The following is an 11,838-nucleotide window of genomic DNA, read 5'->3' as shown; positions in this document are numbered from 1 at the left end:
ATGAGTTTAATAGATTTGATTAAGAGTGTTGCTGTAAAGGCTGTAGAAGCAACAAATCCCGTTCATGTGTTATTTGGCACAGTTGTATCGGAAAGTCCCCTTGAGGTTCAAATCCATCAGAAGTTGAAGTTGACGGAGGAGTTTTTGGTCGTTACAGAACGTGTCACGCGATATGAAGTAAATTTAGAGCATAATCATGGCGGAGGAATAAACGCGTTAACTGGACTATTGACGGACACACCGATTCGGACTGGGTTGAAAAAAGGGGATAAAGTAGTGCTACTCCGCGTCCAAGGCGGTCAACAATTTGTTGTTTTAGATAAGGTGGTGAAATGATGGTACTTCCATCTGAAAACATCACAATCGAAGAAGCGGAAGTGATTGAGCCGTCATCTATCCCATCAAAGACATACAGACTTGATTTAGAGAACGGACAATGTGGTGGAATGATTGATGGAGTAGAAGCGATTAAACAATCTATCTTTAAAATGCTGAGTACCGATCGCTTTAAATATTTGATTTATAGCGATAACTATGGCTTTGAAAACTTGATCGGAAAAGAAAGATTATTCGTTCAAGCAGAATTGCCAAGACGAATTAAGGAAGCTGTATTGCAGGATGAGCGAGTAACAGATGTAGATGTGACGGTTCAATTTTCTGGTGATTCAGCCGTTGCGAAAATCGTGTGTTACACCGTTTATGGAAAAATCGAACTGTCGAAAGAGGTGAACGGTGTTGTTTGAAAATCAGACGTTTGAAACAATTTTAGGACGTATGCTTAATCGTGTACCAAATGATATAGACAAACGTGAAGGTTCAATTATTTATGACGCTTTAGCTCCAGCCGCGATAGAATTGGCGCAAGTATATATGGAGTTAAATACAATTTTACGGCTAACTTTTAGCAAAACGTCAAGTGGAGAGTATTTAGATCGAATAGCAACTAATTTTGGTGTATACAGAAAAAAGGCAACATCGGCTGTTAGAAAAGGTATATTTACAGATTTAAACGGGGTGCCATTTGATGTACCTATCGGAAGTCGATTTAGACTTAATGATAATGATATGGTGTATGTGGCTATTGAAAAAATTAGAGAAGGTCAGTACCGTATGCAAGCAGAGACAGCGGGAAGTCTAGGAAATCAAGGGTTTGGAAAGCTCCTTCCGATCGAACCAATTGAAGAACTAGGAACAGCAGTGTTATCAGATATTCTTATTCCAGGCGAAGATGAAGAAGATGATGATGCATTGAGACAACGTTATTTCGAACGAATCTCCATGCCATCATCAAGCGGCAATGACGCTGATTATATCCGTTGGGCAAAAGAAGTGCCTGGAATTGGGTATGTTCGTGTATTTCGACGATGGAATGGCCCGGGAACGGTTCGGATAGTTGTTATTACCGATAAAAAGAAGTCCCCGAGTCCGCAGACAATCACAAAAGTGAAAGAAAACATTGAGTCTAAACGCCCTCTGTTAGCCGATGTGACTGTGGACGGAGCAAAAGAAATAAGCATCGATATCGATGTAAAGGTCACGTTGAATGGGCAAAGCGATGTAGAAACAGCTTTACAACAAATTAAAAATTCGATTAACGATTATTTACTGAATGTGGCATTTTTTGAACAGACTATTCGCTACGCGAAGATCGGAGAGGCTATTTTAAATGCAGGGTATGTTTTAGACTACGAAAATCTAAGAATCAACGGTGGTACTGGAAACATTCAGATTAATGGCGACGAGATTGCTGTTCTTGGCCGAGTAACATTATTGTAGGAGGGATTTTTTATGAGTGCTATTTCAAATTATTTAGAAAACGCGTTAATCAATGCGGTTTTGCGAAACACGCCATACACATCGCCGTCGGCCGTGTATTTGGCGTTATATACTAGCGATCCGACAGACGCCAACACAGGCACAGAGGTCACTGGCGGATCATATCAACGTCAGCAAATCACATTCAGCGCTCCAAGCGATGGAATGGTATCGAACAGCAATGAAATCCTGTTCCCGGTCGCGACGGACAACTGGGGAACAGTGACGCATATCGGCATTTTAGATGCCGCAACGGGAGGCAATTTGCTTTTTTATGGAGCCGTCACAACGCCAAAAACGATCAGCACGAACGACCAGCTTAAAATTAATGTCGGCGACATCTCGATCACACTCGCCTAGTAGGAGTGTGAGACATGGCTCTATACAACATTCAGTCGAACGTAACGGGAAGAGGGACGATCCAAGCTAAAGTTATAGACGTAAAACGAACAGGAGGAAGCATAGCGGCAAGCGGCGCTTTAACCACGAGAACATTCGCGATGATTTTTCGTTCAAAGGCATCGCTTAGTTCGATGGGAACTGTCACAACACGAGAATTTATCAAGCGCTCGCTTGTCCGTCTCTCGGCACAGGGAATCGGACAAGTTATTATTAATGCGGAAACATGGAAATTTAAAGGGGTTAAAGCGCAGCTTCAAGTTGGTTCAACGTTAGAGTTTTATAGCTATGATCGGGATATATATAAGGATATGGCGTCATACGTACCAACATACTATGAAGGAATAAAACAAATGAAAGCCCTTCGCCAGGCTTTGGCTCCTGAGTTTACTAGACTTCAAGCTATTATTCAGGATATTTTTCGTCAATTTATTGTCCACGAAGCAACATGGGGGCTCGATTATTGGGATCCAAGCTCAAGCGGCGATCCGATTGAAAAACGCCGGAAGCGGATCATGGATATACTCGCGGTCCAGACGTTTCGCAATGAGCGGATTAAGGAGTTAGTCGGGTATGGGTGTGAAATTACTGAGCAATTCAATGATTTCCTAGTGGATATTTTGATTACTGAAGTTCGAGGGAAACCGAGAAATATAGAAGAGATTGCCGAAAAGTTGGACAAGTATTTTCCGTCACATTCGGATTTTCAGTTGAAGTTCAGTTATACACCATGGAGGGAATATGAGGATGCATACTTCTATTGGGGGGAGCTCGATACAAAATACACTTGGGGTGAAATGGAAGAGGCGTGGCCGGCTCCGCCAGTTTATATGTGGAGTGACATTGATACAATGATGTTTTCACAAATCGAATCATATCAATTCATTTCAATCGATTCCGATATAAATCGTAATAAACCAGCAATCGAGCAAAACTAACACGGCGTCTGGCAATTTGGGCTTGACGCTTTTTAATTTTGGGAAAGGAGATCAAAATTATGGCGACTTATCAAACACCGAATATCGGTCTTAATAAGTGGGCTGAGACGGATTATTTTAAACGCGTGGAGATTAACGAGAACTTCGATAAGATTGATAATGAAATTGGAATTTTATCCACTTTTGTTGTAAACGTAAAATCTTTTGGAGCGAAAGGTGATGGAGTAACAAACGATGCTCCTGCTATACAAAACGCCATTAACAGTTTAACAAACGGCGGTATTGTATATATTCCCCCGGGAACATATTTAATCGGAACATCATTAACCGTTCCGTCTAACATAACAATTCGAGGAGCCGGAATGGATGTAACAATTCTGAAAGACCACTCCTCTTTAGGGGCGAATCGGATTTTTTACATTCAAGGCACTTCTGATTCATATATCAAAAATATTTGTATTGAGTGTTTGACAATTCAAAATGGAACAGCGCAAACAGGAGCGTACACATCAGGTAAAGATGGAATTAGAATTGAATATGTGGACGGTTTTAGAATGTGTGATTGTAAAATCACAGAAATTCAAGGTGCATATGGTCTTGTGACGAAATTCAGTAAAAATATTCATGTTTTAAGAAATATATTTTATCGAGTCACTTATAGCGGGATGACCGTATTGGTAGAGTGTGAAAATATTAAAGTGTTGGATAACATTTTTGATACGGTTACGTCGACGAACTATGCAAATGTTTATACCTTTGCAACGGGAGGAGAAAAATTAAATGAAGGACAGTTTTTCCTTAAAAATCTTTGGGTTGAAAGAAATAAATTTTTAAATAACCCACTATGGGAAGGAATTGACACTCATGGAGGAGAGAATATTTTTTTCAGGAAAAATTATATTGAAAATACAAGTGTAGGTATAAATTGTCAAAGTGCAGTAGGTTATGTGTCGAATCCAGTGCTAAAAAATGTATTTATAGAAGATAATATTATTAAACAATCAACAGGACGAGATGGAAACGGTGGAATTGTTGTAACAGGAGGATCGTCAACTTCTCCTACAAACATATATTATGCTGAAAACATCATAATACGTAGCAACAAAATAGATGGATTTGGAGGAACGTCATCAAGTACTGTCGGATCAATTATCTTATACAGGGCTAGAAAAGTTACTATAGAAGATAATCACATAGAAAACTTTGCACAATCCGGCGTACTCCTTTACCATACTCTTGAAGATGTCACTATTAGAAACAATAAAATTTTGAATATGCGTACATCTTACGATGCGGGTAATGCATTTATAGGTATTCGCTCAGGGGTCATTTACGGGGTAACGGTTGAAAATAATTATTGTGAAAGTGCGGATATGACTAAAACCCCTAAATATTTTTTATACATTCTTTCTTCTAGTTTTCCAGTAAATATTCAGGCGAGAAATAACACAGTGAAAAATGTTAGCACTTCTTTATATGGGAATATAGGTAATTTACCATTCGATAAAGACACGCAACCGTCCGGAAATAGGCTAGTCCAAAAATTCGGCGATGTGATTATAGGAACGACAGGTAAAAATACATTTGTTGTTTCTTCTCCTAAAATCGGCTACGGTTGTGTAGATACAACGGTTGTTCCTGTCACCGTAAATGCGACCGCAGGATCAAATATAGCTACTATCGCATCTAACGTTACAGGGGATTATAGATGGCTGCCTGTTGGTATGAACATTACCATTGCAGGTGCAGGAGCGAGTGGAGCAGACTTAAATGCAAGAATCCTTGAAAATGATGGAACAAATCTTACATTGGATACAACCATTGGAACCACTGTTAGTGGTGCAAACGTAAATTATCAAGGATTAACATTTACAGCTTTGTAATAAAATGACGCTTTCATAGTTAAAATAACGGAACTAAAACAAAAGGCGCGAATAGAGCGCTTTTTGTTTTGTTCGAAAATAAATGGCAGGATATTTATCCCTTTTGACGAAAATAAAAGTCAGGGGGGGATAAATAATGGACAATTATTTAAAAAGAGTTTTTATAAACGAAGTGAACAATCAGTGTCGCTTTGCTATTTTTGCTTTTAACAACATTCGAATATCATCGACAAATTTAAAATTAGAGCTAATCAATAATTATATCCCGTTTTATTACATTCATAGCTTTTTGACGCATACGGGAAATTTATCAAAAATCCTATGGCCTAATCCTAATGATGAAAAATTGCAATCACGGGGTGAGGTGCTTAGACAAGAACTTAATATTATAGAAGACCTTTACATTAAGAATAGAAAATTTAGAAATCATATTGAACATTACGATGAACGAATTGATCGATGGGCTGAAAGTTCTGAAAGAAGAAATTTCGCAGATATGAATATTATGTCTTCATTAAACGTGATACCAGGCATTGACCCTAAGGATTTTTTTAGAACTTTTAACCCTGAAGAGATGATATTTTATTTTAACCATGATGAATACCATTTAGTTCAAGCTGTAAAGGAAATAGAGGATATTTATGATAAGTCAAAAGAGTGGTTGAGAAGAAATTTTTAAAGAGGTGAAGCCCAAATGGAAGATAACGAAAAAGATTATCAAAACATTTATTGTCCTCTATGTAGGGAAAAAGTTACAGAGGCAACATTAGATGACTTATCTAATGGTTTAAGATTACGTTGTTCAAATTGTGGTTTATCCATTTGGGTAGAAGATGGTTATAAGTAAAATCCTTTAAAAGGGTTTTTATTTTTTTGTCAAAATGCAGACAGTGAGGTAGTTCACTGTCTTTTTGTATTCTTTCCGGAAAGGTTGTGAGTGGATGGAACAACGCATTCAAAAATTGGAGGCAGACATGGTGGATGTAAAAACACGCTTAGCAGTCGCAGAGTCAAACATCAAAGATATGCGTGAAGATATTTCGGCCATCAAAAACAATACAACTTGGATTCTACGTTTAATTGTTGGTGGTATTGTAGGAGCTTTATTAACTTTCATGTTTCGAGGAGGAATGCAATAATGGAAGCAATCTTATCTATTGAATTTACAGCTTATGTGGCGCTAGCTGTTTTACTTTACGCAATCCGCGAGGCAACAAACATTCCTAATCGCTATATCCCGATTGTTGCAGTTGTACTCGGCGTTGTTTTCTCTGTTTTCGAGAACAACGCTTTTTCTTTTGAGGTTTTAATTGCAGGACTCAAATATGCACTTTACGGAATCGGTTCTGTAGCAGCCATCAAATATGCACTTGAAAAAGGAGGGGAACGTAAATGAAAAAAATCTTTTTGGACAAAGGACACGGCGGAAGTGACCCAGGGGCAGTCGCGAATGGGCTGAAAGAGAAAGATTTGACACACTTAATTGTTGAGTACGCAATGGACTACCTCGAAGCTAACTACACAGGCTTTGAACAACGTGTCACTCGTACAGGAGACCAAACATTGACGTTGTCCCAACGCGCCGATATGGCAAACGCATGGGGTGCAGACGTATTTGTCAGCGTGCATATCAATGCTGGCAAGGGTACAGGGTTTGAAACATATGTCTACAATGGCGGTGTATCGTCCAAAACGGTTGCTTTGCAAAATGTGTTGCACGGCGAGATTCTATCAGCGATACGACAATTTGAAAACATCACAGACCGTGGAAAAAAGCGAGCGAACTATGCAGTACTTCGAGAAACAAAAATGCCTGCCGTGTTGACCGAAAACTTGTTCATCGACAGCAACGATGCCAAGCTATTGAAAAATGAAGCGTTTCTCAAAGCCGCAGGAGAAGCGCACGCACGAGGTGTCGCTAAATTTTTAGGATTGCCGCAAAAAGCAAAACCACAACAAAAAGTGTCTGACGGAAAACTCTACCGCGTGCAAGTCGGGGCATTCAGTGACAGAAAAAACGCGGAACGCCTTGCGGCGGAGTTGAAAAAGAAAGGATATCCGGTTTTCATTGCAGATTGATCCCCGCCACACGGCGGGGTTACAAGCAGAAATAAAATAAGACGAAGCCTACTCGCTTTGAGTAGGCTCTTTTTTTCTATATAAATCATCTGCTTTGCAGTTAAGCAACTCCGCCAGCATAAACAAACGCGGTACAGAAGGGAAACTGTCTCCTTTTATGTACTTATCAAGTTGACGTACACCTATATTTAACTTCTTAGCAACAAAGTCTTTTCGATATCCGCTCTTCTCAAGCCATTCTCCAATGCGACTCTCCAATTGAAACATCTATTGATCACCTCTGTTATTCATTTCGATAAATAATTTAGATACTCCTTTTAGAATTTTATTTTCTTTAAACAAGAATTTTAATGACATAAACTTAGTTGTTAGTCCATATCATATACCAAAGACGTCGCTCAGACGTCAAAACACTGAAAGGGGAAATGGAAAATGACAAAAGAATTAGCTCAGCAACTATTACAAATGAAAGACGTCTATTTGACGTCAGAGGGGAGAAAGATGCTTGAAGCTATTGTAAATGGAACGGCTCCGGTGACGTCAGCCAAATGAGTGTGTATCGTCCGACGGTCAGATACGCGCCTGTTTTTCGCGATTATGTCGATGCTGTGTTTCGAGCAACAACTTTAGACCGCAATCAAATTATTCGAGCAGCTCTTTTCACCGCAGCGCACACAAAAGAATTTCAAATGCTGTTAAAGCAATATCAGAAAAAAGACGTCCCTCTCCCCTGCCCTAGTTGGAAGATGACGGATCATGAATTATGGCTGGAGCAATGTCCAGAAAATAGAAGAGGAGGTGAGGACGTCAATGCTAACACCACACGAAGAGGAGAAACTTCGGTTGCTTCTGAGCATGTTGCAGGAACGCGATTATTACAGTCGGCCGAAAATCGACGTGTCGAACCGCCTGCGCGACGAGAGGGGGAGATTTCTTCCGAACGACAGCGACCTATACAGTTTCGAGAAACAGGGGGAATTGTTATTAGACTTGGATGACGTCACATATGAAGATGAACCGCCACGCGAAATAAAGCTGATGAAGGTGGATGGTACGTATGGAACGTATCGAATTGAAGAAAAGATGAAGCCAAGTGATGTGGTGGCGCTGGTGTGTTTTGTTATCATTTTTGTTATTGCTTATTTTGGTTAAAGAAGGCGGAGTGATCCGCCTTGTTTTTATTGTTTCTTTTGTTGTCTATCGGTGTAGCGATGGCGATGAATTTATTCGGGCACGGCATTGCACTATCAGGTGATTTTATTATTCAAGGAGCACCGAAATTAACAGCAGACGCAGCGGGGATTCCTGTTTCCGACGTCATTTCAGCAAGCATTCCTCTCGTTTTTATCATGGGGATCGTCACCGTGACAACCGCATTTTTCTTATTGCGTCGAGATGTAAAAAAAGGTAACATTCCACAAAGCGAAGCCGTTTCGATCGAAGAAAACGAAGTGCAGTCTCACTTATTAACGAGAAGGATGAAAACAACATTTGCGTTTCTCATCCCCATTTTATTTGGATTAGATGTTGTAGCGATGTACTATTTTCAATTGCAAGGTGGAGATGCAACGGCATTAATTGGTGGAACAGCGATTTTCATTTTATCTCTTTTATCAGTCGTTGCATATAAAAAGAAAAGTTTAGAACAAATTACAGATTTGTTCATTCAAGGATTTCAATTTGGGTTTAAAGTGTTCGGTCCGGTCATTCCGATTGCCGCTTTCTTCTACTTAGGAGATTCAGGATTTCAAACAATTATAGGAGAGTTTTTACCAAAACAGTCGCATGGTATTGTGAATGACTTAGGTGTTGCTTTATCTAGTGTCGTTCCATTAAGCAAAGAGGTAGGAGCGATTACGTTAATAGGAGTAGGAGCGATTACCGGATTGGATGGATCAGGTTTTTCAGGCATTTCTCTTGTTGGTTCTATTGCCAAATTGTTTGCAACGGCAATCGGAACAGGAATTGCTACATTAACAGCACTTGGTCAAATTGCAGCCATTTGGGTTGGTGGAGGAACATTAGTGCCTTGGGCGCTTATTCCGGCGGCAGCCATTTGTGGTGTGAGTCCATTTGAATTAGCAAGACGAAATGTCGTGCCGGTGGTTACGGGATTGATTGTCACGACAATTGTTGCTATGTTTCTAATTTAAATTGTAATTGTAAGGAACTGACTCCGGGGAGATACATGAAGTTATTGATAGGCATAGGGTAGGGTGTCCCACCATTTCTTGGGACACTCTTTTTTTGTGTTATGAAAAATAACATGTAAATAAAAATTTTCAAAAAAAATGTTGCATTTCTGCTTCTTTGTGTAATATATTATAACCATAAATGTTATAAAAAATAACACGAAGGAGAGATGAGTATGAACGAAGTACAGTTGAGTTTAGCTCTTGATTCACTTTGGGTCATGTTAGGTGCCATTTTAGTCATTGGAATGCAAGTCGGATTTGCTTTGTTAGAAGCTGGGTCAACACGAATGAAAAACGCAGGTCATGTCGCTGGAAAACAAATATTAAGTTTTGCGATTGCATCACTTGCGTTTTGGGCAGCAGGTTTCGCAATTACATTCGGAAAAGGGAATGGATTCATTGGCACAGAAGGATGGTTTTTAAAAGAAGGAACAGAGACGTTTTCTTCACTTTCGTGGGCAAATGTTCCACTTGAGTTGAAATTTCTATTTCAACTTGCCTTTGTTGGTGTATCTTTAGCGATCGCGTGGGGAGGATTTGCTGAGCGAGCAAAACTATCTGTTTACTTCATTTTTGGAACGATTTTCACGATCGCCATTTATCCAGTCATCGGTCATTGGGTATGGGGAGGCGGTTGGCTCGGAGAAATGGGAATGCAAGATTTCGCGGGCTCGACGGTTGTCCATTTACAAGGAGCGATTGCAGCACTCATTGCGACAATGTTGTTAGGGCCGCGCATTGGCAAGTTTAATAAAGATGGGACACCGAATTACATCCCGGGACACAATCAAGTATACACAGTCATTGGTGGCTTCGTATTATGGATCGGTTGGTTTGGGTTTAATGCGGGAAGCACAATGGGAACTGCAGATGGATTTTTCGGTTATGTAGCGTTAACGACAAATATTGCGGCAGCAGCTGGCGCGATCGCTTCCATTTTGACGGCAAAATGGCTCGTTGGAAAAGCGGATATTCCAGCCATGGTCAACGGTGTATTAGCAGCTCTCGTTGCGATTACAGCAGCATGTGCATTTGTTGAGCCATGGGCAGCTGCAGTCATTGGTGCCGTTGCGGGCTCGTTTACATTTTGGACGTCTGTATATTTTGAGCGAAAAGGCATTGACGATCCGATTTACGCGTTTTCAGTTCATGGTATCGCTGGTATTATTGGTACGATTTCAACGGGCTTTTTTGCTTCACCACGTTTAGTAGAGATCACAGGAATTGGAAAACCGGGATTGTTTTATGGTGGAGGAACTGATCAACTTATCGTTCAAACAGTCGGCGTTTTAGGTGCAGCGTTGTACGTGGCGATTGTCTCATTTATTGTTTTATATACTTTAAAAAAGACGATCGGCTTACGAGTGACACCTGAACAAGAAATTTCTGGACTTGATATTAGTGAGCATGGTTCATATGGGTATCCAGAACAATTAGATCCAGCTTATAAACAAACGACAACAGTCGTTTCATCTCGTTCGTCATGAAGATGGTGATGTCATGAATAATTTTGAAGCAATCATCGTTCGAGCGGAACAATGCAACAATATGTCAGAATTGAAGCAACTTCACGATGAAGTTGCTTTTCTCCTCTCCTCTTTTTCAATTTCTTTTTCCTGTATATTTGAAGTATACGATATGCTTTGTATGTGCCACGATGCATTTATGAAACAGGCGCTGTCGTTAGCTGAACGGGAGGTTGATCGAAAAGGAATTGGCAAAAAGCCCTCGTCTTTTTGTTGGTTTGTGATGGGGAGCAGCGGACGGAAGGAGCCGACCATTTGGACAGATCAAGATAACGGAGTAATTTTTTCATGCTTTTGCAATGAAAAAGAAGAATGCTACGTATATATGCGTGAGTATGCGCGCATTGGTGTTCTTTTTTTGAATGAAATAGGGTATCCATATTGTAGTGGGTATGTGATGGCAACAAATAGAAGATGGCTAAAAGAAGCAGATGATTGGAATGAACAAATTGATAAATATGTAGCAAACGAACATATAGATGATATTCGTTATTTATCTATGTTAGCTGATATGCGGCCAATTTACGGTGAGTATGCACTTGCTAATCAGCTGAAAACGACATTGTATAAAAAGATTGCGGCGACTTTTTCTTTACGTAGTCGAATGATTGATAGCGTCCGTATTCCCTTTGTGCCGATTGGACCTTTTGGACGGGTGTACGTCGAACGTTGGGGGGAGAAAAGCGGCATGGTTGATATAAAGCAAGGGGGATATGTTCAGCTCAATCATATGTTAAAATGGGTTGCCGTTCAAAAACAATTTATTGATGCGCATTCAACATTTGAGCGATTAACGTGTTGGTATGATGAAAATGGTTGTTCACAACAGCAATTTGAACGCATAAAAGAGGCACTTGAGACGTTTTTATATTTCCGTTTACGTTGTTCGTTAGAAGGGACTAATTTAGTCATCCATCATTTATCGAAAGAAGAAAAAAAGCGGCTAAAAAGAGCGCTTGCAGTAGCCAAACGAGTACAACGTGATGCAAGGAAGTGGGTGTGA

The 11,838-nt window shown here is 40.0% G+C and carries 15 protein-coding genes and 1 pseudogene; 15 read left to right on the top strand and 1 reads right to left on the bottom strand.

Annotated features, from left to right (window positions below; genetic code table 11):
- The 11 genes from ETB99_RS03945 (at window position 1) to ETB99_RS03895 (ending at window position 7,114) form a co-directional block, all read left to right on the top strand.
- Window positions 1-336 (top strand): DUF2577 domain-containing protein, encoded by a 336-nt coding sequence (locus tag ETB99_RS03945; RefSeq protein WP_171699946.1) that lies wholly within the window; start codon window positions 1-3, stop codon window positions 334-336.
- Window positions 336-743, top strand: coding sequence for a DUF2634 domain-containing protein (locus tag ETB99_RS03940; protein ID WP_171699945.1), 408 nt, complete (start codon window positions 336-338; stop codon window positions 741-743). The genes ETB99_RS03945 and ETB99_RS03940 overlap by 1 nt, the downstream gene beginning before the upstream one ends.
- A complete protein-coding gene (locus tag ETB99_RS03935) occupies window positions 733-1,776 on the top strand; it encodes a baseplate J/gp47 family protein (protein ID WP_309138132.1) in 1,044 nt (347 codons plus the stop codon). Before ETB99_RS03940 ends, ETB99_RS03935 begins: the two co-directional genes overlap by 11 nt.
- A 12-nt stretch (window positions 1,777-1,788) precedes the next feature.
- Complete coding sequence (locus ETB99_RS03930; protein ID WP_171699944.1) at window positions 1,789-2,175, top strand: phage tail fiber protein; 387 nt, start codon at window positions 1,789-1,791, stop codon at window positions 2,173-2,175.
- 14 nt (window positions 2,176-2,189) lie between these two features.
- Window positions 2,190-3,152, top strand: a complete 963-nt coding sequence (locus ETB99_RS03925) for a putative phage tail protein (RefSeq protein ID WP_171699943.1) — start codon at window positions 2,190-2,192, stop codon at window positions 3,150-3,152.
- A gap of 59 nt (window positions 3,153-3,211) precedes the next feature.
- Entirely contained in the window at window positions 3,212-5,035 is a 1,824-nt protein-coding gene (locus ETB99_RS03920; RefSeq protein WP_171699942.1) for a glycosyl hydrolase family 28-related protein, read from the top strand.
- Window positions 5,036-5,171: 136 nt separating this feature from the next.
- Window positions 5,172-5,714, top strand: a complete 543-nt coding sequence (locus ETB99_RS03915; protein ID WP_171699941.1) for a hypothetical protein — start codon at window positions 5,172-5,174, stop codon at window positions 5,712-5,714.
- Window positions 5,715-5,729: 15 nt separating this feature from the next.
- Window positions 5,730-5,882 carry a hypothetical protein gene (locus ETB99_RS03910; protein ID WP_171699940.1) on the top strand — a complete coding sequence of 51 codons (153 nt, stop codon included), beginning with the start codon at window positions 5,730-5,732 and terminating at the stop codon, window positions 5,880-5,882.
- A 94-nt stretch (window positions 5,883-5,976) separates the two neighbouring features.
- The gene (locus tag ETB99_RS03905) at window positions 5,977-6,174 is read left to right on the top strand and encodes a hemolysin XhlA family protein (RefSeq protein WP_004890228.1); all 198 of its coding nucleotides are present in this window, start codon (window positions 5,977-5,979) and stop codon (window positions 6,172-6,174) included.
- Window positions 6,174-6,431 (top strand): phage holin family protein, encoded by a 258-nt coding sequence (locus tag ETB99_RS03900; protein ID WP_171699939.1) that lies wholly within the window; start codon window positions 6,174-6,176, stop codon window positions 6,429-6,431. Before ETB99_RS03905 ends, ETB99_RS03900 begins: the two co-directional genes overlap by 1 nt.
- On the top strand, window positions 6,428-7,114 hold the full coding sequence (locus tag ETB99_RS03895) for an N-acetylmuramoyl-L-alanine amidase (protein ID WP_171699938.1): 687 nt from the start codon (window positions 6,428-6,430) through the stop codon (window positions 7,112-7,114). The genes ETB99_RS03900 and ETB99_RS03895 overlap by 4 nt, the downstream gene beginning before the upstream one ends.
- Window positions 7,115-7,162: 48 nt before the next feature.
- Here ETB99_RS03895 and ETB99_RS03890 read toward each other — a convergent pair whose 3' ends face one another.
- On the bottom strand, window positions 7,163-7,381 hold the full coding sequence (locus ETB99_RS03890) for a helix-turn-helix domain-containing protein (protein ID WP_171699937.1): 219 nt from the start codon (window positions 7,379-7,381) through the stop codon (window positions 7,163-7,165).
- Window positions 7,382-7,870: 489 nt separating this feature from the next.
- Here ETB99_RS03890 and ETB99_RS14945 point away from each other — a divergent pair, with 489 nt between their 5' ends.
- From ETB99_RS14945 to ETB99_RS03870, 4 genes and pseudogenes are all read left to right on the top strand, one after another.
- On the top strand, window positions 7,871-8,266 hold the full coding sequence (locus ETB99_RS14945) for a hypothetical protein (protein WP_253263540.1): 396 nt from the start codon (window positions 7,871-7,873) through the stop codon (window positions 8,264-8,266).
- Window positions 8,267-8,304: 38 nt separating this feature from the next.
- Window positions 8,305-9,267: pseudogene (locus ETB99_RS03880) on the top strand (hypothetical protein); the annotation flags it as partial.
- A 215-nt stretch (window positions 9,268-9,482) separates the two neighbouring features.
- Window positions 9,483-10,796, top strand: a complete 1,314-nt coding sequence (locus tag ETB99_RS03875; protein ID WP_171699936.1) for an ammonium transporter — start codon at window positions 9,483-9,485, stop codon at window positions 10,794-10,796.
- Between the two features lie 13 nt (window positions 10,797-10,809).
- Window positions 10,810-11,838, top strand: coding sequence for a DUF294 nucleotidyltransferase-like domain-containing protein (locus tag ETB99_RS03870; RefSeq protein ID WP_171699935.1), 1,029 nt, complete (start codon window positions 10,810-10,812; stop codon window positions 11,836-11,838).

The organism is Anoxybacillus sp. CHMUD, assembly GCF_013096965.1.
GTDB classification, from domain to species: Bacteria; Bacillota; Bacilli; order Bacillales; family Anoxybacillaceae; genus Anoxybacillus; species Anoxybacillus kestanbolensis_A.
This window is presented reverse-complemented; position numbering and strand designations above follow the sequence as displayed.